Below are 23,015 nucleotides of genomic sequence, written 5' to 3'. Positions count from 1 at the left end.
AATATTAGTGTGAGTGCATTTTGTTTACTGTCTACCATTCCAATCAAGTCGACGTCTTAAAGTCACTACTTGTTGAACTCGTTCGTCTCAATCCATTAGCAAACCCTTTCGATAAAGAACAGATCTTGGTGCAAAGCCCGGGTATGTCTCAGTGGTTGAAGATGGAACTGGCTAAAGAATTTGGCGTAGCGGCGAACATTGATTTTCCTCTGCCAGCGACATTTATCTGGAATATGTTCACAGAGGTATTGCCAGATGTACCTAAGCGTAGCGCCTTTAACAAAGAGTCGATGACGTGGAAGCTGATGCACATCTTGCCTGGGCTTTTGGGTCAGCCAGAGTTCGAGCCGCTTAAACGCTATCTAGAGCAAGACGAAGATAGCTCCAAGCTTTATCAATTATCAGAGAAAATTGCCGATATCTTTGATGGTTATCTGGTTTATCGACCAGAGTGGATTGCCAGTTGGGAAGCGGGCCAAGCGGTACTGGAATTGGGAGATGAGCACCCTTGGCAGCCGATTTTATGGCAAGCGCTTTACGATCATACCGTTGCCTTAGGTCAATCACCGTATCATCGCGCCAACTTGTACGAACACTTTATCGATACCTTAGAAAACTTTCAGGGCAGTTTTGAACATTTGCCTCAGCGCTTGTTTGTGTTCGGAATTACTTCACTGCCGCCACGTTATATGGATGCGCTTAAAGCCATTGGTGAGCATATTGATGTCCACCTGATGTTTACCAACCCTTGTCGTTACTACTGGGGTGAGGTACGAGACAGAAAGTTCTTAGCGCGTTTAGCGGCAAAACACCGCAAACATGTGGTGTGGAATCAAGACCACTCAGAGCAACAGGGTGAGAGTGATCAACTTAAAGGCTCGATTGAAGATAACGTACTTGATGAGCTACATACCGATGCGGTGGGGAACAGCTTACTCGCTTCAATGGGTAAGTTAGGGCGCGACAACATGTATCTTCTTTCGCAGCTAGAGTCGCATGAAATTGAAGCCTTTGTTGATGTTGAGCGAGATTCATTGCTCCATCAACTTCAAGCAGACATTCTCAATCTTGAAGAGCATCAAGATGATCATCAGTTGGAAAGCAGTACGCATAAACAAGTGGTGCAATTAGGCGATAAATCCCTCACGCTGCACGCTTGCCATAGCCCGATGCGTGAAGTGGAAGTCTTACATGATCAGCTATTGGCGATGTTTGATGCCGACCCAAGTTTAAAGCCGCGCGATATTATTGTCATGGTGGCCGACATCAATGCCTACAGCCCAGCCATTCAAGCCGTGTTTGGCAACGCACCCGGTGAGCGATTTATCCCTTACTCTATTTCTGACCGTACCGCCGACCAAGAAAGCCCAATTCTTAATGCATTTATGCAGTTGGTTAATCTGCCAAACACCCGTTGTTTAGCGTCTGAGTTACTCGAACTGCTTGAAACTCCGGCGATCTTAGCTCGATTCGGGTTAACGGAAGATGGGTTTATTTTAGCTAAACAGTGGGTAGAAGAGTCGGGCATTCGCTGGGGATTGAATTCGACCACAGGACAAGAGTTTGATTTACCTGAGACAGCGCAAAATACTTGGCAGTTTGGTATTGAGCGCATGTTGCTTGGCTACGCCATGCCAGAGTCAGCAGGGCTGTTTGAATCCAAGTCAGGGGCGCTGTCACCATACAATGAAGTGCAAGGAATGGGCGCGGAGTTAGCGGGCAAGCTGGCGCACTTTATTGAAACGATCAGCGATTACCGACACAAACTGGTACAAACTCAATCAATTGATAGTTGGCGCGAAATACTTACTTTGCTGCTGGATGATTTCTTTAGTGTTGAACTCGAAGGTGAGGCGGCGCTGAAGTCGATTCGTGACACCTTAGCCAACTTAAAAGAGCAACTGACTGACGCAGCCTTCGAGCAGTCATTATCTCCGGCGATTATTGCCACCTATTTGAACAACAAGCTGTCGGGGACGCGGATCAGCCAACGCTTCCTTGCTGGGCAAGTGAACTTCTGTACCTTGATGCCGATGCGCTCTATTCCATTTAGAACGGTTTGCTTACTGGGAATGAATGATGGTGTTTATCCACGTTCTATGCCGCCAGAGGGCTTCGATTTGATGAATGGGCGAACCAAACCAGGGGATCGCTCTCGCCGGGATGATGACAGGTACCTATTCTTAGAGGCCATGCTGTCTGCACAGCAAACGCTATACATCAGTTATGTTGGCCGCTCAATCCAAGATAATACAGAGCGTGTGCCATCGGTGCTGGTTTCTGAGTTGATGGAGTATTGCCATCAAAACTACCGCCTAGATGGAGATGAAGTGTTAGCGAGTGATGAGTCTGGAGAAAAGCTGCTATCAGAACTTATCACTCACCACTCTATGGTGCCGTTTAGTGCTACCGCGTTTGTGGGTGAGCATCCAAGTTATGCTAAAGAGTGGTTACCAGCAGTAAATAGATTAGGCCAGGTAAGCGGTGAATTTTATCGACAGCTGCAAGATTACTTACTCGATGCCTCCTACCCGTTAGAGCTGGATCTGGTTGAGCTGCAACGCTTCTGGCGTTTGCCAGTGCAATATTTTTTCAATCGCCGCTTAAAAGTGATGTTTGAGCCACCGCTACCGGTTATGGAAGATGACGAGCCCTTTGTGCTCAATGGCTTAGAAAGCTATCAAATGCGTGACAGTTTATTGGATAGCTTACTCAAACAGCAGCTTTCGGGTGGTCAAGATAGCAAGGGTGTGATTGAAAGCTTTGTTAAGCAGCAACGTGCTCAAGGGAAATTACCGGTTGGCGCATTTGGTGATATCGAGTTTGAAACTAACCGAGTGCAGGCGCAGGAGCTGGTGGAAAAATTGACCTTCTTATGTGGCAGCGAAGCTAATGACCTCGAAGTAAAACTGACATTTGATGTCTTAGGTGAGGATAAAAAGGTCAACCTAACTGGCTGGCTGACACAGTATTATCAGTCGGGCTTAATTCGTTTTCGCAGCGGTAAGATTCGCTCACAAGACTATCTGTCCGCATGGGTAGACCACCTTGCAATGTCGGCGATGGGCATTAGTAAGCGCACCCATATGATTGGCTATGATCGCAAAGAAGGGGTTGTTCATCTTATCTACCCTGAAATTGCAGATGCCAGCTACGCTCATAGTTTGTTATCTGAGCTGGTTCGTTTGTTCTATCAAGGCATGACTGAGCCGTTGTGCTACTTCCCGAGAACCGCATTAGCCGGTGTTGAAGCGGGATTCAGTCGCGGCAACTGGGTGGATGATGAAGAGAAATCACTCAAGAAAATGGCCGATACATTTAACGATAGCTTCATGGCAGCAGGTGAAGGTAATAATCCTTACATCTCGCGTATCTGGCCAAGTTGGAACGACAACTTAGCAGCGCAGGCACGCACCATCACAACATTGGTACTGCAAACCCCTCGACTAGAGGCAAAGGCCAGTGAAGACATGCAATAGATTAGCTTAGTGGAAAACGGATTGAAGGAAAGTAGGTGGCCGCCAGTAAATCATTATAGTGTAGGGCGTTCGCTGTACGGCCACAGGTCAGAGGGACCATTATTCTGTCGGTTTGTTGCAACTTGGCTGCTTAGACAAGCTCGGAGTTGCTCAACACATGGCGCGCATAGTAGCGGTTAGCTAACGAGCCTGCCGTGAGAAAGATCTCATAAAGTCCCAAGTTTTTAGGGATTTATATTAATAACAATCGTTTTTAAGTCTGGATCACATTTGGATCTCGGGTTTTCATACAAAGGGCAAATATTTTATGACAGTAACGTCAATGGTTACTCCGCTTAATGCCATGACTTTTCCCTTGCACGGTGCACGATTAATTGAGGCATCGGCGGGTACGGGGAAAACCTTTACTATCGCTGGCTTATACCTAAGGTTACTTCTCGGTCACGGTACATCCGAGACCAAACATCAGGTGCCATTGACGGTCGACCAGATTTTAGTGGTGACATTTACGGAAGCGGCAACTGCAGAACTTAGAGACCGAATCCGTGCTCGTATTCATGATGCTCGTCTTGCCTTTGCCCGAGGTAAAAGTAGCGACCCTGTGATTAAGCCTTTACTTGATGAGTTCAGTGACCACAAACAAGCCGCGGAGATCCTTTTGCAAGCGGAAAGGCAAATGGATGAAGCCGCTGTCTATACCATCCACGGCTTTTGCCAACGTATGCTAACCCAAAATGCGTTTGAATCAGGCAGTCGCTTTAACAACGAATTTGTGACCGATGAGAGTCATCTTAAAGCTCAGATTGTTGCCGATTACTGGCGACGTAATTTCTATCCTTTGCCGCTGAATTTAGCCGGAGAAGTGCGCCGAATCTGGAATGCCCCCTCGGATTTACTGCGCGATGTGACTAACTATCTGACTGGTGCGCCACTGACCCTGTCTGTAGCAGCGATGAGTGGCAGTTTAGCGGACTTACACCAACAAAATCTAAAGCATATCGATGAATTGAAATCGCTATGGCGAGAGCATCAGGATGACTTTTTTGCCCTGATTAGTGACTCTGATGTCAACAAACGCAGTTACACCAAAAAGTCTCTACCGACTTGGCTCGAAGCGGTCAATGTGTGGGCGGCAACAGAAACGACGGGCTATGACTATCCAGACAAACTGGAGAAGTTTGCCCAAAATGCCTTGGTTGAGAAAACGCCGAAAGGCACCGCGCCGCAGCACCTTGTTTTTGAAGCGATTGATGCTTTCCTTGCTGCGCCAATCAGTCTCAAAGCGCCTATTCTTGCCCATGCGATTGAACATTGTCGCGAGATGTTGGCAAAAGCCAAACAGCAGAAACAGTGGCTCTCTTTTGATGATTTGCTGACTAATCTCTCTGCTGCTATTGATGGTGATGAATCAGAGCTACTTGCAGAGCGGATTCGAACTCTCTATCCGGTCGCTATGATTGATGAGTTCCAAGATACCGATCCCCTTCAATACAGCATTTTTAGCCGTATCTACTTGAACAACCCTGAATGTGGTTTGTTCATGATCGGTGATCCTAAACAGGCAATCTACGGCTTCCGTGGTGCAGATATTTTTACTTACATCAAAGCGCGTAATCAGGTTTCGTCGCACTTCACTCTAGGTACTAACTGGCGTTCTAGCGCGGATATGGTCAGTGCGGTAAACCAGATTTTTGAGTTGCCTTCGAGCCCGTTTATTTACGATAAAGATATTCCATTCTTGCCTGTCGACTCTAGCCCCAACGCGGATAAACGCGTTTGGACTATCGGTGGTCAAAAGCAACCCGCGCTCACTTATTGGTTGCAAGATGCCGATGAGAAGCCATTACCAAAAGGTGAGTACCTAGAGGCGATGTCTAAGGCTACCGCGGATCAAATCCAAACCATTCTCACTGCGGCGCAAAACGAGCAAGCTTTCTTTAAAGATGGTAAAGGAGAGCATTCGATTCAGGCGGGAGATATTGCGGTACTGGTTCGAACCGGTAATGAAGGTCGTATGGTGAAAGAGGCTCTCGCCAAACAAGGTATTGCGAGTGTTTATCTATCAAACCGAGACAGCGTGTTTACCTCGCTTGTCGCCCAAGATATTCAGCGTTTATTGCAAGCTGTACTGACGCCGGAAAATGATCGCGCCTTACGAGCAAGCTTGGCTTCTGAAATGTTTGCTCTCGATGCGGGCAGTTTAGACAAACTCAACAACGATGAAAATGAGTGGGAAAACGCAATCAATGAGTTTAAAGAGTACCGTAAACTCTGGACTCAGCGAGGTGTGCTCCCTATGTTGCGCAGTGTTATGAGCAAGCGACATATTGCGGAGCGTTTACTAGAGGAAGAAGGTGGAGAGCGTGCACTGACTGATTTGATGCACATCGGTGAGCTGCTACAGCAAGCAAGTCAGGAGCTCGATAGTGATCATGCTTTACTGCGTTGGTTGGCTCAAGTAATCAGTGATGCACAAAATGGTTTAGGTGGCAGCGAAGACCAAATCCAACGCTTGGAATCAGAGCGTAATTTGGTGCAAATCGTAACAATCCACAAATCGAAAGGTCTGGAATATGATCTGGTGTTCTTGCCTTTTGTTCTCAGCTATCGCGAGGCTAGCGAAGCAAAATACTATGATGAGCAACAAGACAAAACCATTTTAGATATTACTGGGCAAGATGCATCTTTAGCGCAAGCCGATAAAGAGCGCCTGGCTGAAGATTTACGCCTAATCTACGTAGCGCTTACTCGTGCCGTTTATGGCTGTTTTGTCGGGGCTGCGCCACTAAGAAACGGTCGTTCTACTAAAGAACCAACCGGTGTTCATCACAGTGCGATGGGGTATTTGCTACAAGATGGTAAAGAAGGGGGGATCAATGATCTCACTAACGCTATTCAACAGCATGTGGATGGGCTTGAAAGTGTGCGATTAAGCGACTTACCTGAGCCACAACAAGAGGTCTTTGTTGCCCATACTTCGCAGCAGCAAGATTTAACCGCAAGTGAGCTGAAAAGTGTGATTGACCGAGATTGGCGAATCACCAGTTATTCTGGATTGGTAAAACAGGGCTCTCATCATAGCTCAGATGCCTTTACCGATTTAATGCACCTTGATATTGATTCTTCTGATGAGCATGATGAAGATGAGTTAGTTGAACCAGAGCAATCCATCTTCACTTTCCCGCGCGGCGCTAGACCGGGTACTTTCCTGCATACGTTATTCGAAGAAGTCGAGTTTACCGAGCCAAGTACTAGCGAAGCGAATACTGAGATCATCACTCATCTTCTCGACAGTGAGCAGCTAGACCCAAGCTGGCTACCGATTTTACAGCAGTTGATTGATACCGTGTTAGCCACACCACTGGATGGCAAATCCTTGCTACTCAACCAGAAAGGGCCAAGCCAACGTTTAGTTGAGATGGAGTTCTTGCTACCGATTGAGGTACTGGCGGCGCCCGCATTAAATCGCGTCATCCAACGTCATGATCCTTTATCTGCTAAGGCTGGTGACCTAGGGTTTTATACCGTTCAAGGTATGTTGAAGGGCTTTATTGATTTGGTGTTTGAGCATCAAGGTAAATACTATGTCCTTGACTGGAAATCGAATCATCTTGGTGATGAGGTCGGTTTCTATCACGGAGAAGCGCTAAAATCTGCCATGGCAGATCATCGTTATGACCTGCAATATCAAATCTATGCCTTAGCGCTACACCGCTTCTTACGCAGTCGAATCGCAGATTATGACTACGATCAGCACTTTGGCGGTGTCTACTACCTATTCCTTAGAGGGATGGACGGAGAAAGTGAGCATGGAATTTTCTCTGCCAAACCAAGCCTAGAGTTTCTTAACGATATGGACAGACTCATCGATGGGCAAAGTGTCGATGCGAAAACGAATCAAGCTGGCCAGATGGAGCTACTGTAATCATGACCACTCTTATTTCCGTGCTTAAACAACTGGCAAACAAATCCAGCATCAGACAACTTGATTATCAGTTTGCCCGCTTTATCGCTAGCCGGTCTCAGGATGATCAGCTCGCTTTTATTGCAGGAGTCGTCAGCCACGAACTTGGCAAAGGCCATATTTGTCTACCGCTGTTTGATGCAGAAGGGCAGCCGGTCGACCTCGCTGCTAAGCTGGGTTTGTTTGGCGAAGCAGCATTAGAGTTGAATAAAACGCTGGTGACAGTTGATTGGGTGTCCTTGCTCAACAACTCTTGCTTGGTGGCGAAAAACTTAGCTGAAGAGAGTGAAGCGCTACCGCTGATATTTGATGGTGAGCGACTCTATTTACACCGCTATTGGCACTATGAAGTGACCTTGGCTGAGCGTTTGAATAGCTTTGGGTCACCTATGATCCTAAAGCCTAATGAAGTCCAAAAACTTTCCAATCTTCTTGATCATCTATTTGCTCGAAACTATCGCTATCTATTTGAAGCAATTAATAAATCCCAGCAAGAAGGTGACTCTACCCCTGTGATGCGTCAGCGTATGGTTTGTGACCATCTAGACGTTGTGGCAGAGGATAAATTGGATTGGCCTACCATAGACCAAAAGCTCCTAGCCGCTAAAAACATTGAGCAACTTTCGGTGCTGAATGAGTTAGTTCCATTATCTGCGTGTGTGAATTGGCAGAAAGTCGCAGCCGCGGTTGCACTGAGTAAAAGGTTTGCCGTGATCTCTGGTGGTCCGGGCACAGGTAAAACGACCACCGTAACCAAGCTACTTGCCGCTCTGATTGAGCAAGCTCAAAGCTCATCGCAGCAAAATGCTCAAGCTGAGCAGCCAACGATTAAGTTGGTCGCACCGACGGGCAAAGCAGCAGCGAGATTAACCGAGTCGATTGGTAAAGCTGTGGCGGAGTTACCTGTAGCACCTGAACTAAAACAGGCCATTCCAACTGATGCTAGTACATTACATCGCTTGCTCGGTGCACTGCCTAACAGCTCAGAGTTTCGACACAACAGAGATAATCCACTCCACCTAGATATGCTGGTGGTCGATGAAGCCTCAATGGTCGATCTGCCTATGATGTACAAATTGGTCGATGCGTTACCTAAGCATGCCAGATTGATTCTACTGGGTGATAAAGATCAGTTGGCGTCAGTAGAAGCGGGGGCGGTACTGGGGGACATTTGTTCATTCAGCCAGCTAGGTTTTAGTCATGGTCAAGCGGCTCAAATTGCTCGCTTAACCGGTTTTGAAACACTGGCTCACACCACCAATACGCTGCCCTCTATTGCTGACAGCTTGTGTATGCTGAAGAAGAGCTATCGATTTGATGCTCGTTCTGGGATCGGTCAATTAGCGCAAGCCATTAATGCGGGTTCGGCGCAAAAAGTTGACTGGGTGTGGCAAAAAGATTTCTCTGATATCGCTAAGTTTCCGATTGATAGCCAACACTACAATCAAATGGTGCAGACTTTGGTTGCTGAATATAGCCATTACCTTAAGCGAATTGATGTGCAGCAACTTGATTCTGCTACAGGCCAAGTCGAAACCATGGCGAAGCGGGCCAAAGCGGTATTGGATCAGTTTGCGCGCTGTCGTTTACTGTGTGCTATTCGTGAGGGCGACTTTGGTGTTACTGGGCTTAATCAGCGTATTGAACGTGCACTGGCGGCTAAAAAGTTGATTCAAACCCAAGACGAGCTTTGGTATCACGGTAGACCTGTGATGGTGGCGAGAAATGATCACGCATTAGGTTTGTACAACGGTGATATCGGCATTTGTATGCTGGATGACTCGGAAAGCGAGCCAAGATTAAAAGTCTTCTTCGAACTGCCTGATGGTAGCGTTAAGTCAGTGTTACCAAGCCGAGTACCAGAACACGAAACCGCTTATGCGATGACGATTCATAAATCTCAAGGGAGTGAATTTGAGCATACGCTAATGATTTTGCCACCAGACTTTACGCCTATTTTGACGCGCGAGTTGATCTACACAGGGATAACCCGGGCGAAGAAACGTTTGAGTTTATACATCGATGAGCGAGTGATGAAGCGTGGAATTAAAGTTCGAACTGAGCGAGCGAGTGGATTGATACACAGGTTGCAGCGAAGGGGATAACCATCCGTGGCTACCGTATTAAACGATTAAAGTGCTTTAGAGAAAGAGATACTGCGGATGCGGTACTTTTTCTGATAGTTCAGAATGAACGCCTTTAAGCCTTCTGTCACTGGGAAGACACAATGAACGTCTAGATCTTCTAGTAGTTCATTATCAGCCATATCCCAAAAACTCTGTACAGAGTTACAGATAATTTTCTTCATCGATAGTTTGCTCTTAGTGACGTAGTCAGTAACCTCAAGCAATCCTTGCGACTCAACTGAGTAAAAGTTAAGTAGAGAAGTGAATCCTATCTAGCTCCTCACTAGAGGTGAGGAGCTGAAATATTAACCAATTGGGAATATGAAATAAAGCTTATAGTGTAAGAAAAATAAGCAATTTGATCGCAAGTGTAAGAATTACAATCGCTTAGAGAAGAAGCGCCAAGATCTTCGATTTGCGTTGATAATTGTATAAGTTTTGCTTCTGGGAAGGTAGGAAATCGACCCCCATTTCATGGAAACCTTGCTCTCTAAACCAGTGGAGGCTATGAGTGGTTAAAACAAAGATGTGTTCTATACCCTGAGCCTTAGATTGTAAGCGCATATGGTTAAGCAGCAGTAAGCCTCTGTTGCCGTCACGGTACTCAGGATGAATCGCAACACAGGCCATCTCTGCCATCTTTTCATCTGGATAAGGATACAGAGCAGCGCAGCCAATGATCAGTCCATCTTTTTCTATGATGGTGAACTGATGCAGCTCTTGCTCCAACTGTTCACGTGAACGCCTAACTAGCACGCCTTGTTCTTCCAGTGGCTGAATTAGATCTAAGATGCCACCAATATCATCAATGTCGGCAACACGAACTTGTTCGGCACTCGCTTTCACCACTTGGGTTCCGATACCATCAAGTGAAAACAGCTCTTGAATCAGAGCACCATCAACTTTATAGCTCACTAGGTGGCTGCGAGGAACCCCAGCGCGGCATGCCGCAGTCGCTGCACGCAAGAACCTTAGTGTGCCTGAGGAGTTATCAACGCCTTCGATTCGGTCTGTTTCAAGTCTGGATAAAATTCTTTCCGCATCTTTTGGGAACAGTTCAGCAACGACGTCACCATTTTCGTCGATGATGCCCTGTTCTGAACAAAAGCCGATTAACTTGTCCGCATTGAGCTTAATGGCGACCTGAGTTGCTACCTCTTCTGAAAGCAGGTTAAACGACTCTCCGGTAACTGAGCTTGCTATCGGGCCAAGGAGAACAATCGAACCTTGATCCAACATGCGATTGATCCCTTCCACATCGATGCGTCGAATCCGGCCACTGTGACAATAGTCGATACCATCATCGACCCCGAGAGGTTGAGAGGTAATGAAGTTACCGCTAACAACGTTCAGTTGAGTTCCAGCCATAGGGGTATTGCTTAAGCTCATCGACAGCTGAGCAGTGATGGTCAGCTGTAATTGCCCGGCAGCTTGCATGACATAATTGAGGGATGTCTCATCTGTAACGCGGATTCCTTTGTGATATGGGCTATCGTACTGATTTTGCTGAAGAAGGTGATTAATTTGTGGTCGCGCTCCATGAACGAGAACAATTTTGACACCTAAGCTATGCAGTAGAGCCAGATCACTGATAATATTCGAAAAATTGCCGTCAGCCACGGCTTCGCCGCCCAGCATAATGACCATGGTCTTATCTCGGTGAGCGTTGACGTAAGGAGCTGATTGTCTAAACCCTTTGACTAGGGCAGTACTTCGAATCTTCACAACATCTTCCGTGAATTGAATTTATATACAAATATATTGCAATTTTATTCGGTGTTCAGCAAGGTTTTTTTCTATGTGATGTAAGTGCTTCTTTGTGTTCTTAGTGTAAGGAGCGGATTTCGACTTTGAGACTCAGGGCCATTGAGCAGGTCAAAATGGTTTTGTAATTCGCGGTAAACACATTTTTGGTTAACAATTAATGGTGAAATTATCAGTAGTACATTGGTGACAAAGAAAGTGAGTGGTGTGAGCGGTAAGAAAAAGTTTCTTGAGCGAGCAATAGTGTTAGGTGCAATTATTGCGGCGGTAGCGGCTATTATGATGACAAGCAGCTTGTATCAGTTCTACTTAGCTAAAACGTATCCTAAATCGAATGTTTATGGCACTTGGGTTGAGCAAAACGTTGCGTCTTATGCGGCGGAAGAGTTTGTGGTCAGCTCTGCAGGTATCTCTATTAACGGTGGGATTGTCGATACTCAGTATAGTTGGGATGGCTCCCATCTGGAGTATCGCCTTGGAGATAAGGTACGTAAGTTTAAAGCGCTCAATGAGGAATTTACCGAGCTGCAGTTAGTCTCAGAACCCAACTACCAACCCGTGTATCGATTGTCAGAAAAAGTTAAAAATAACATTCATTAACGACGACTCGATTGCGAATTCCTAACAAGTTTGTCATGCTCATGACATAGCTTGTTAGGGATAAAACCAGTGTTTAAAAAATATCTTCCTCTTACAGCCGCCAGTGTACTGTTCGGCTGTGCTCAACCTACCGACCGCGCACAACAATATGTCGATGATGAGTTCAATTCAATTTTGAATAAATCTGCAGTTGTCGAATCGACTAAGCCACGCGATTTTACCGAGTTTCATCGTCAAGCCGAGCAAGTCGTTGATAACTCGCCTTCAATGGCAAAGATCTATCAGCCTCTGTATGACAAGCTAAATGAATGGGTGTTGCAAAGCGGTGAACCTACCGATCTCGCTAGTTTTGGTATTCAAGCTGCTCAATTAGGTGGTGGCGACAAGCAAGGCAATGTTTTGTTTACCGGGTACTTTTCTCCGGTGATGGAGCTTCGCCATGAGCCGAACGAGAAATTTAAATACCCTGTTTATGCTAAACCTGAGTGCGAAATTGATTGCCCGACCCGAGCTCAAATCTATGATGGTGCGCTAGAAGGTCAAGGGCTGGAGCTAGGTTACGCATCTAATAGGATCGACCCATTTTTGATGGAAGTGCAGGGCAGTGGCTTTGTCCATTTTGAAGATGACGATACCTTGGAGTATTTCGCCTACGGAGGCAAAAACAACAAGGCTTATGTCAGCATCGGAAAGGTATTAATCGAACGAGACTTAGTGCCAAGAGCAAAAATGTCGATGAAGGCGATCAAAGAGTGGGTAATGGAAAATGATGAAGCGACCGTTCGTGAGCTTCTTGAACAGAATCCTTCTTTCGTCTTCTTCCAGCCTCGCGCTGATGCACCAGTAACTGGTTCGGCAGGTATTCCACTTCTACCTATGGCCTCTGTCGCTGGCGATCGCTCCATATTCCCGATGGGGACACCAATCCTTGCTGAAGTACCATTGCTAAATCCGGATGGTTCATGGAGTGGTGCGCATCAGCTGCGTCTATTGATCGTGCTCGATACTGGCGGTGCAGTAAAACAGAACCATCTCGACCTTTATCATGGGATGGGGCCAAGAGCGGGTACCGAAGCTGGTCACTACAAACATTTCGGCCGAGTGTGGAAACTGGGGCTTGAAGGGAGTGCGACACAAGCGCCTTGGGCATTGCCTCCAGAAAAGCTACAATAGCTTCATCTAGACTTTTTAATTAAGAGTGCGTATAAATCGCACTCTTTGTTTTTGTACCTTGCGGAATACCCATATGCGTGAACTCGACACACCAGCTTCTGATAATTACAACCAACGTTTTGGTGGCACACGCCGTCTTTACGGTAATAGTGAAGTTGAGATTTTGCGCGCTGCGCATGTCTGCGTAATCGGTATTGGTGGTGTGGGTTCTTGGGCTGTTGAAGCACTGGCAAGAACAGGTATCGGTGAGCTAACCCTGATCGATATGGACGATGTGTGTGTGACCAACATTAACCGTCAGATTCACGCAATGAGCGGAACCGTGGGTCAAAGCAAGATCGAAGTGATGGCTGAAAGGGTTAAGCTGATTAACCCAGAGTGTAAAGTGAATCTGATTGATGATTTTATTACGCCAGACAACCAACATGAGTACCTGAGCAAAGAATACGACTATGTGCTGGATGCGATTGATAGCGTCAAAGCAAAAGCGTCTTTATTGGCTTACTGTCGCAGCAATAAAATCAAAGTCATTACGACGGGCGGCGCTGGTGGTCAGGTTGACCCAACTCAAATTAAAGTCGCAGACCTGACAAAGACGATTCAAGATCCATTGGCGAAGAAGATCAAAGATACGCTGCGTCGTCATCATAACTTCCCAACTAATCCGGCGCGTAAGTTTGGTATTGAATGTGTATTTTCCACTGAACAACTGAAATACCCTCAGCCGGATGGCAGTGTGTGTGGAGTCAAATCAACCGCAGAAGGACCAAAGCGCATGGACTGTGCCAACGGTTTCGGCGCAGCTACCGTTGTGACGGCGAGCTTTGGTTTTGTTGCAGTATCACGCATCGTTGAAAAGCTTATCCAGAAATACAGCAAGTAAATAAGGTCAGAGAAAAATGTCACCGTTTCCTCAATCACCATTTGGTACTGAAATCACGGCCGAAGAGATTGCCCAAACCATGCAAGGTTTCAAAGGCTGGGAAGATCGCTATCGTCAGGTTATCCAATGGGGCAAGAAACTGCCAAAGATGCCTGAAGAGCTTAAGTCTGAGCAAGTGACGGTCTCTGGTTGTGAAAGTACCGTATGGCTAGTGAGTGATAATTCCGATGGAATCTGGCATTTTTGCGCAGATTCCGACGCACGTATTGTGCGTGGTCTGATTGCTTTGGTGATGGCGGCATTCGATGGTAAATCTTCGCAACAAATACAATCTTTTGATATTGATGCCTATTTTGACAAGCTGGGCTTGATTGCCCACTTAAGCCCTTCTAGAGGCAATGGCTTGAAAGCGATTGTTGAGCAGATTAAGCAAATCTCTGAAGACTAATTTCCTCTGTACAAAAAATAAACACCACTATATTAACGCCTTAGTAAATACAGGGCTTTACAGGTCTTGTTGTCGCTGCGTAAAGGCTGTACAATTCGCGCCCTTAATTAATGTTCCGTCGCTTGAGAGGCCACATGACCACTGAAAAAATCAATCTACTCGACTTTGATCGCCAAGGTTTGCGTAAGTTTTTTGCCGATGAGCTTGGTGAAAAAGCATTCCGTGCAGATCAGGTGATGAAGTGGATCTACCATTTCGGTGTCGATAACTTCGATAATATGACCAACATTAATAAGAAGTTACGTGAAAAGCTACAACGTCGTTGCGAAATTAAAGCGCCAACCGTAGCGGAAGCTCAGCACTCGTCAGATGGTACGATTAAGTGGGCAATGAAGGTGGGTGATCAAGACGTAGAAACGGTATACATCCCAGAAGATGACCGTGCTACCTTGTGTGTTTCGTCGCAAGTTGGCTGTGCGCTAGAGTGTAAATTCTGTTCAACCGCTCAACAAGGTTTCAACCGCAACCTGAAAGTATCTGAAATTATTGGTCAGGTATGGCGCGCTGCGCGTGAGATCGGTTTAGAAAAAGAGACAGGTCGTCGTCCAATCACCAACGTAGTCATGATGGGTATGGGTGAACCACTACTCAACATGAAGAACCTGATTCCTGCGCTTGAGCTAATGCTTGATGATTTAGCCTTTGGTTTATCTAAGCGCCGCGTGACGGTATCAACATCTGGTGTGGTCTCTGGCCTTGACCAGATGACAGGTAAGATTGACGTTGCACTGGCTATCTCACTGCATGCACCTAACGATAAGCTACGTAGTGAAATCATGCCAATCAACGATCGTTGGGATATTGACGATTTCTTAGCGTCTGTACGTCGTTATATTCAGTCTTCTAACGCTAACCGCGGTAAGGTAACGGTAGAGTATGTTCTGCTTGACCATGTTAATGATGATATGGACCACGCACGAGAGCTTGCTGAGCTGTTGAAAGACACGCCTTGTAAGATCAACTTGATTCCGTTTAACCCGTACCCGGGTTCGCCATACAAGAAACCAAGTAACTCGCGTATCGATCGTTTCCAAAAAACCTTGATGCAGTACGAGCACACGGTAACGGTACGTAAAACTCGTGGTGATGATATTGATGCAGCATGTGGTCAGCTAGTTGGTGATGTCATCGACCGTACTAAGCGTACAGCGACCATTAAAGCAGCCAAAGGTGAAACAATTGAAGTTAAATCAGTTTCATAAAGCGCGCTAATTTTGCGAAAGCCAGAGCCTAGCTCTGGCTTTTTTGTTACATCTGGTAGCGATCTCTCTGTCAAAATAACGAAAAACCTTGAGCTGCTTGTAAATTATGCGCTTTGTTAGTGTTGTTTCATCTATGATATCTATTAGAATTAATGGTTAACGCTTTCGGGGTACTTACCTCTGTCTATTGAGTGGAGCGTTGATTGACATAAATTAAGGATTATTCCTTACATAATTCAGAGTTTGGTTAGTAGCACGCAACGAAAAATAAATAATTAAGCGGCGATATGGCGAAACTGAAACGAGAAGAGAATTTTTAGTATCATGACATCTGAACAACAACTTCAAGCGAGCGACGAGATCGTCGAAAAAGTGCAAGCAGGCACTCTATTAAAAAACAAACGCGAATCGCTTGGCCTCAGTCAAAAACAAATTGCCGACCGTTTACGCTTACGCGTATCTATCATCGAAAATATCGAAAGCAATAATTTTACTTCTGACCAGGTAGCCACATTTACTCGTGGCTATTTACGTTCTTATGCGCGAGCGGTAGGGATTGCGGAGTCAGAAGTCTTATGTGCATTAGATGGTTGTGAAGATACTCAACCAGAAGAGCAAGAAATGAAAAGCTTCTCGCACAAAACTAAGCGCGAAGCCCATGATAGCCGCATAATGACCCTAACCTTGGGTATTGTGATTATTGTGTTAGGCATTTCATCTGTTTGGTGGTGGCAAAACCAAGAAAAAAGCATGGAGTCACTGACCGACCAAACGGATCAAGAAATACAGCTAGAGCAGGAAATAGAGAATCAACCTCTTGATTTTACAACTTTAACTGAAGCGGAACTGGAGCCTACAGTTGGTGAAGATGCGATTGAAGCACTCGACTCAACGCCCGCGCCGGTTACTGAAGAGGTAGTCTCTACTGAACCTGTTACTACAGAGATAGTCGAAGAGACTCAACCAGTTCAACCAACTCAACCCGCGCCCGTAAGCGAAACGAAAGAAGTTGTTAAGCCTGAGCCTGTAAAAGAAACCGCAACAACAGAACAACCTGCTGCGGCTAACTTACTGGTGATGTCATTCACCGATGATTGCTGGATTCAAGTTAAAGATGCCTCGGGTAAAACCCTTTCTACTGGTGTGAAGAAAGCGGGTCAGAGCCTCAATTTAAGCGGCAATTTGCCTTATAGTGTCATTTTAGGTGCACCAGAAAACGTTTCAATGACATTAGCAAGTGAACCTGTCGACCTTTCTGGGTATACTTCAGGCAAAGTAGCAAGATTCAACTTACCTTAAAAAATTACTATGCAATACGAATCTCCTATCAAACGTCGCCCATCGACTCGTATCTATGTGGGCGACGTACCTATTGGTGACGGTGCACCGATTGCTGTGCAGTCGATGACTAACACTAGAACAACAGACGTTGAAGCGACTGTTGCTCAAATTAAATCACTGGAAAATGTCGGTGCTGATATCGTTCGCGTATCGGTTCCAACTATGGATGCTGCGGAAGCGTTCAAGCAAATTAAACAGCAAGTGAATATCCCACTCGTAGCGGATATTCATTTTGACTACCGTATCGCGCTAAAAGTGGCGGAGTACGGCGTAGACTGTTTACGTATCAACCCGGGCAATATCGGTAACGAAGACCGTATCCGCTCTGTGGTTGACTGCGCGCGCGACAAAAACATTCCGATTCGTATCGGTGTGAATGGTGGCTCGCTAGAAAAAGACATTCAGATGAAGTACGGCGAACCAACTCCAGAGGCGTTGGTAGAGTCTGCGATGCGACATGTTGATATTCTTGATCGTCTTAACTTCGACCAGTTTAAAGTGAGTGTGAAAGCCTCAGACGTTTTCCTTGCTGTCGATTCTTATCGCTTACTTGCGAAGAAGATCGATCAGCCGCTTCACTTAGGTATTACTGAAGCAGGCGGCGCACGAGCTGGCGCAGTGAAATCTTCAGTTGGCCTTGGGATGCTGTTGGCAGAAGGGATTGGCGATACGCTACGTATCTCTCTTGCGGCTGACCCAGTAGAAGAGATCAAAGTCGGTTTCGATATCCTAAAATCTCTGCGTATTCGCTCTCGCGGTATTAACTTTATTGCTTGCCCAAGCTGTTCGCGCCAAGAATTTGATGTGATTGGTACCGTGAACGCACTAGAGCAGCGTCTAGAAGACGTGATTACGCCGATGGATGTGTCCATTATTGGCTGTGTGGTCAATGGTCCGGGTGAAGCAGAAGTTTCTCATTTAGGCTTAGCAGGAAGTAACAAGAAGAGCGCATTCTACGAAGACGGTAAACGTCAGAAAGAGCGTTTTGACAATAACGACCTTGTTGATCAGTTAGAAGCTAAAATTCGCGCAAAAGCTTCAACATTAGACGAAGCAAATCGCATCGACGTTAAAGTACAAGATTAATCTCAACGTAACCCAAATTACGGTAACTATTTTTTACGGTAGATAACTGTGGCAAAGAAAATCCAAGCAATTCGAGGCATGAACGACTGCCTTCCAAATCAATCACCACTGTGGCAGAAACTTGAGAACACAGTGAAGAACGTAATCAGCGCCTACGGTTATAACGAAGTGCGCATGCCAATCGTTGAGATGACTCATCTATTCAGTCGCGCAATCGGTGAAGTGACCGACGTGGTTGAAAAAGAGATGTACACATTTGAAGACCGTAACGGCGACAGCTTAACCCTTCGTCCAGAAGGCACGGCTGGCTGTGTACGCTCTTGTATTGAAAATAGCCTGATCAACCGTGATGAGCAGCGCCTATGGTACATGGGCCCGATGTTCCGTCACGAGCGTCCGCAAAAAGGTCGTTACCGTCAGTTCCACCAATGTGGTGTTGAAGTATTTGGTCTAGACGGCCCAGATGTTGATGCAGAACTCATCATGATGACAGCTCGTCTATGGCGTGAGCTTGGTATTGATAAGCACGTTCGTCTAGAGCTGAACTCAATTGGTTCACTAGAAGATCGCGCGAACTACCGCACTGCACTGATTGCTTTCCTAGAGCAACACATTGATATTCTGGATGATGATTGTAAACGTCGTATGCACACTAACCCGCTACGCGTACTGGATACTAAGAACCCAGACGTACAGGCGATTCTAGGTGATGCCCCACGTCTACCTGATTACCTAGGTGAAGAGTCAAAGCAACATTTTGCAGGTCTTTGTGAACTTCTTGACGCGGCAGGTATCGAATACACAGTTAACGAGCGTTTAGTTCGTGGTCTGGATTACTACAACCGCACTGTATTTGAGTGGATTACTGAAAGCTTAGGTGCTCAAGGCACCGTATGTGGTGGTGGTCGTTACGATGGTCTAGTCGAACAGCTAGGCGGTAAAGCAACACCAGCAGTGGGCTTTGCTATGGGTCTTGAGCGTCTGGTTCTAATGCTAGAAACTCTAGAGCTAACAGAAGTTCGTCGTAGTGTTGATGTTTATATGGTAACGGCAGGCGAAGGCACAATGCTAGCGGGTATGAAGCTAGCAGAGTCACTACGTGAACAAGTCCCTGGACTACGTGTTATGAGCCACTTCGGTGGTGGTAACTTCAAGAAGCAGTTCAAGCGCGCAGACAAAGTAGGCGCAGCTGTAGCTCTAGTACTTGGTGAAAACGAAGTCGCTGACAATACAGTGGTACTAAAAGATCTGATTGGCGGTACTCAAGATACACTGAGCCAAGCAGATGTCATCGCTAAGCTAGCAGAGCTCGTTTAATATTAATGAATTTTGAGTGGCAGTCTCGGCTGCCATTTTGATGTAAGAGGACAGGAAGTGGAACTCTACGATACTGAAGAACAACAAGTAGAAGCGATCAAAGATTGGTGGAAAGAGAACGGCAAAGCAGTCATTTTAGGCGCTGTTGTTGGTCTAGGCGGTCTGTTTGGCTGGCGTTACTACCAAGATTCAGTGACGTCGGCTCAAGAAGCTGCGTCAGAAAGCTACACTAAAGCGGTTCAAGCGCTTGCTGAAAAAGGCGCGTCAGCAGAAGGTGATATTCAAGCTTTCATCGATGCCAACAAAGAAACTGAATACTCAGTATTAGCTGCGCTACAACTGGCAAAAGTTCAAGTAGAAACGGGTAACCTTGATGAAGCTTTGGCTCAACTAGAGTGGGCAAAATCAGCAACTAAAGATGCAGCAGTTTCAGCGGTACTTGATTACCGTTTAGCTCGCGTTAAAGCAGAGCAGGGCGAGTTTGATGCAGCTGTTGCTCAGTTGGCTAACATTACAGATGAAAGCTGGGCTGGTCGTGTTGCTGAGCTAAAAGGTGACATCCTACTGCGTAAAGGTGATGCACAAGCGGCTTACGCAGCATACACCGAAGCACAGCAGTCAGGTGATGCGAGCCAGACACTACAGATGAAACTGGATGATCTAGCCAAGTAAGGGCGTCGCATGAAGAATATGCTGAAAAAAGCACTCACAACGGCGATGTTCGTTGGTGTTCTCGCGGGCTGTGCTGGCGAAGAAGATACCATCATTATGTCACCGGTACCGCAAGTTGACAGTGAGTTCACTCCATCAAGTCAATGGAGTACTTCTGTTGGTAATGGTGTTGGTCAATACTACTCTAAACTCACTCCGGAATACGCTTATGGCAAAGTGTTTGTCGCAAGCCGTGACGGTGTCGTCAAAGCCTTGGATCCTGAAAATGGTAAAACCTTGTGGGAAACCGAGATTGAAGCGGATGTCTCTGCTCGTCTAGCTGGTGGCATTACCGCAGGTTACAGCCAACTCTTTATTGGTAGTGAAAACGGTCAAGTGATCGCTTTCAATGAAGAAACAGGTGAAGTGAATTGGCAAGTCGATGTTGATGGTGAGGTGCTAACGGCGCCAGCAACGGACAGTAACTACGTTATCGTTCACACCAACAGCGGCATGTTAGTGGCGCTAGATCAAAGCACTGGTGAAACCAAATGGACCATCAGTACTGAAGTTCCAAACCTAACATTGCGTGGCAATAGTACTCCTGTCACTGCCTCTGGTGGTGTTTTCTGGGGTACGGCAAACGGCCGACTCGCAGCGGCGATTGTGGAACGTGGACAGCTCATTTGGCAACAACCTATCGGTATGCCACAGGGCGCAACTGAAATTGATCGCCTAGTCGATGTCGATGCTGCACCACTGATTTTGGGTAGCTCACTATACATCGTAGGTTACAACGGGCAGCTAACAGCAATTGATCTGCGCTCGGGCAAACCGGCATGGAAACGCAGCTATTCTTCAGCAACCGACCTGGCGAGCGACGGCAGTCGTCTGTACTTAGTGACAGAAAAAGATCATCTTGTCGCTGTCGATGCTCGCAGTGGTACTGAACTGTGGACTAATGACCAGCTAGAACACCGACTACTGACTGCTCCTGTAATGATTGACGAGTACGTTGTGGTAGGTGATAGCGAAGGCTATTTGTATTGGATTGATCGCAGCAGCGGCGAATTTGTTTCAATGCAGCAAGTCAATACCACAGGTTTTGCTGTGGCACCGATTGCAGTGCCGGGTGGTTACGTGCTGATGACTCGCAATGGCGATGTAAAGAAACTGACGATCAACGAGTAATCGTGTGATATAATTCACATTCGGCTCCTAGCTGGTAACAGTTGGGAGCCGTTTGTTTGTTTTAGAACCCATAGTTAGATGTGGTTATAGGTAAAGCGCTCAAAGTGTGGACTCTGCTGAGTTGTTACCTATAACTACATAAAGAAAAGAATATTGTAGAGGTTGTTATGGTACCTGTTGTTGCTCTGGTAGGGCGTCCAAACGTTGGTAAATCAACGTTATTTAACCGATTGACTCGTACTCGCGACGCATTGGTTGCGGATTTCCCTGGCTTAACTCGTGACCGTAAATATGGCCAAGCGAAGCTTGGTGAGCATGAATTTATCGTGATTGATACCGGCGGTATCGATGGCACGGAAGAAGGTGTTGAAACCAAAATGGCTGAGCAGTCATTGGCAGCGATTGACGAAGCTGATGTTGTGCTGTTTATGGTTGATGGCCGCGCAGGTCTGACGCCATCTGATATTGCGATTTCTAATCACCTACGCAAAATTGAAAAGCCTTCAATGCTTGTTGTGAACAAGGTTGATGGTATTGATGCTGACGCCGCATCGGCTGACTTCTGGCAGCTAGGTGTTGAAAACATGTATCAGATTGCTGCTGCTCATGGCCGTGGTGTTGGCGCATTGATCGACCGAGCTCTGAATCCATTTGCTGAAAAAATGGCAGAAGAAGCGCAAGGTGAGATCGAAGACTTAACTGAATTCGTTGACGAAGAAGAAGAGAAACTCGACTACACCGAAGAAGAAGCGGAAGAAGAGTTCAAACGTCTACAAGATCAGCCGATCAAACTGGCGATTATTGGTCGTCCTAACGTAGGTAAATCTACCCTGACTAACCGTATTCTCGGTGAAGAGCGCGTGGTGGTTTACGATATGCCTGGCACGACTCGTGACTCTATCTACATTCCTATGGAACGTGATGGTCGTGAATACGTTCTTATCGATACTGCGGGTGTACGTCGCCGTAAGCGTATCAACGAAACCGTTGAGAAATTCTCAGTGGTTAAAACGTTGAAGGCAGTTGAAGATGCTAACGTTGTTCTACTGGTTATTGACGCTCGTGAAAACATCTCAGATCAAGATCTAAGTCTGCTTGGTTTTGCACTTAACGCTGGTCGCTCAATTGTGCTTGCAGTGAACAAGTGGGATGGTCTGGATATGGACGTGAAAGAGCACGTTAAGAAAGAACTTGATCGTCGTCTAGGTTTCGTCGACTTTGCTCGAATCCACTTTATCTCTGCACTTCACGGTACAGGTGTTGGTCACTTATTTGAGTCTGTTCAAGAGGCATACAAATCAGCGACAACTCGCGTAGGGACTTCTGTGCTGACGCGTATCATGAAAATGGCTACTGACGATCACCAACCGCCACTAGTGCGCGGTCGTCGTGTTAAACTCAAATACGCGCACGCTGGTGGATACAACCCACCGATCGTTGTGATTCACGGTAACCAAGTAAATGAATTACCAGATTCGTACAAACGTTATCTGATGAACTACTACCGTAAGTCATTGGAAATCATGGGTACACCGATTCGTATCCAGTTCCAAAGCAGCGATAACCCATTTGAGGGTAAGTCGAACAAAATGACTATGTCTCAAGAGCGTAAACGTAAACGCCTAATGAGCATGATGAAAAATCGTAAGAAGTAACTCTGCTTCCTAACGGTAGAAACGACTAATTTCGACAAAAGCGCCTGATAATCTCGGCGCTTTTTTTATACCAGT

At 46.2% G+C, this 23,015-nt stretch carries 16 protein-coding genes; 14 read left to right on the top strand and 2 right to left on the bottom strand.

Features of this window, described 5'->3' with window-relative positions; all coding sequences use genetic code 11:
• Positions 1–20: 20 nt before the first annotated feature.
• From recC to recD, 3 genes are all read left to right on the top strand, one after another.
• Positions 21–3,479, top strand: coding sequence for an exodeoxyribonuclease V subunit gamma (recC, locus tag AC5O63_RS17400; RefSeq protein ID WP_494505742.1), 3,459 nt, complete (start codon positions 21–23; stop codon positions 3,477–3,479).
• Positions 3,480–3,786: 307 nt separating this feature from the next.
• Complete coding sequence (gene recB, locus AC5O63_RS17395) at positions 3,787–7,404, top strand: exodeoxyribonuclease V subunit beta (RefSeq protein WP_494505741.1); 3,618 nt, start codon at positions 3,787–3,789, stop codon at positions 7,402–7,404.
• A gap of 2 nt (positions 7,405–7,406) precedes the next feature.
• Positions 7,407–9,548, top strand: coding sequence for an exodeoxyribonuclease V subunit alpha (gene recD / locus AC5O63_RS17390; RefSeq protein ID WP_494505740.1), 2,142 nt, complete (start codon positions 7,407–7,409; stop codon positions 9,546–9,548).
• A gap of 26 nt (positions 9,549–9,574) precedes the next feature.
• Here the strand turns inward: recD and AC5O63_RS17385 are convergent, their stop codons facing one another.
• The gene (locus tag AC5O63_RS17385; protein ID WP_004746266.1) at positions 9,575–9,751 is read right to left on the bottom strand and encodes a hypothetical protein; all 177 of its coding nucleotides are present in this window, start codon (positions 9,749–9,751) and stop codon (positions 9,575–9,577) included.
• 205 nt (positions 9,752–9,956) lie between these two features.
• Positions 9,957–11,294 carry an amino-acid N-acetyltransferase gene (gene argA / locus AC5O63_RS17380; RefSeq protein WP_494505739.1) on the bottom strand — a complete coding sequence of 446 codons (1,338 nt, stop codon included), beginning with the start codon at positions 11,292–11,294 and terminating at the stop codon, positions 9,957–9,959.
• A gap of 237 nt (positions 11,295–11,531) precedes the next feature.
• Here argA and AC5O63_RS17375 point away from each other — a divergent pair, with 237 nt between their 5' ends.
• The 11 genes from AC5O63_RS17375 to der all read left to right on the top strand — a co-directional run bounded on the left by AC5O63_RS17375 (position 11,532) and on the right by der (position 22,940).
• Positions 11,532–11,933 (top strand): DUF2850 domain-containing protein, encoded by a 402-nt coding sequence (locus tag AC5O63_RS17375; RefSeq protein WP_494505809.1) that lies wholly within the window; start codon positions 11,532–11,534, stop codon positions 11,931–11,933.
• Positions 11,934–12,002: 69 nt separating this feature from the next.
• Positions 12,003–13,106: a murein transglycosylase A gene (gene mltA, locus AC5O63_RS17370; RefSeq protein WP_494505738.1), complete on the top strand. Its 1,104-nt coding sequence runs from the start codon at positions 12,003–12,005 to the stop codon at positions 13,104–13,106.
• Between the two features lie 73 nt (positions 13,107–13,179).
• Complete coding sequence (gene tcdA / locus AC5O63_RS17365; RefSeq protein WP_494505737.1) at positions 13,180–13,989, top strand: tRNA cyclic N6-threonylcarbamoyladenosine(37) synthase TcdA; 810 nt, start codon at positions 13,180–13,182, stop codon at positions 13,987–13,989.
• Between the two features lie 16 nt (positions 13,990–14,005).
• Positions 14,006–14,437, top strand: a complete 432-nt coding sequence (gene csdE / locus AC5O63_RS17360) for a cysteine desulfurase sulfur acceptor subunit CsdE (RefSeq protein ID WP_494505736.1) — start codon at positions 14,006–14,008, stop codon at positions 14,435–14,437.
• Between the two features lie 134 nt (positions 14,438–14,571).
• A complete protein-coding gene (gene rlmN, locus AC5O63_RS17355) occupies positions 14,572–15,699 on the top strand; it encodes a dual-specificity RNA methyltransferase RlmN (RefSeq protein ID WP_494505735.1) in 1,128 nt (375 codons plus the stop codon).
• A gap of 324 nt (positions 15,700–16,023) precedes the next feature.
• Positions 16,024–16,998, top strand: a complete 975-nt coding sequence (gene rodZ / locus AC5O63_RS17350) for a cytoskeleton protein RodZ (RefSeq protein WP_494505734.1) — start codon at positions 16,024–16,026, stop codon at positions 16,996–16,998.
• A 9-nt stretch (positions 16,999–17,007) separates the two neighbouring features.
• Complete coding sequence (ispG, locus tag AC5O63_RS17345; RefSeq protein WP_004746274.1) at positions 17,008–18,126, top strand: flavodoxin-dependent (E)-4-hydroxy-3-methylbut-2-enyl-diphosphate synthase; 1,119 nt, start codon at positions 17,008–17,010, stop codon at positions 18,124–18,126.
• Positions 18,127–18,174: 48 nt separating this feature from the next.
• Entirely contained in the window at positions 18,175–19,443 is a 1,269-nt protein-coding gene (hisS, locus tag AC5O63_RS17340; protein ID WP_494505733.1) for a histidine--tRNA ligase, read from the top strand.
• A gap of 57 nt (positions 19,444–19,500) precedes the next feature.
• Positions 19,501–20,115 (top strand): YfgM family protein, encoded by a 615-nt coding sequence (locus tag AC5O63_RS17335; protein ID WP_494505732.1) that lies wholly within the window; start codon positions 19,501–19,503, stop codon positions 20,113–20,115.
• A gap of 9 nt (positions 20,116–20,124) precedes the next feature.
• A complete protein-coding gene (bamB, locus tag AC5O63_RS17330; protein ID WP_494505731.1) occupies positions 20,125–21,285 on the top strand; it encodes an outer membrane protein assembly factor BamB in 1,161 nt (386 codons plus the stop codon).
• A gap of 167 nt (positions 21,286–21,452) precedes the next feature.
• On the top strand, positions 21,453–22,940 hold the full coding sequence (gene der / locus AC5O63_RS17325) for a ribosome biogenesis GTPase Der (protein WP_004746279.1): 1,488 nt from the start codon (positions 21,453–21,455) through the stop codon (positions 22,938–22,940).
• The last annotated feature ends 75 nt before the right edge of the window (positions 22,941–23,015 follow it).

This window comes from Vibrio sp. SCP2 (assembly GCF_059295395.1).
The sequence above is the reverse complement of the archived record's forward strand: the minus strand, read 5'-3'. Positions and strand labels throughout refer to the sequence as shown.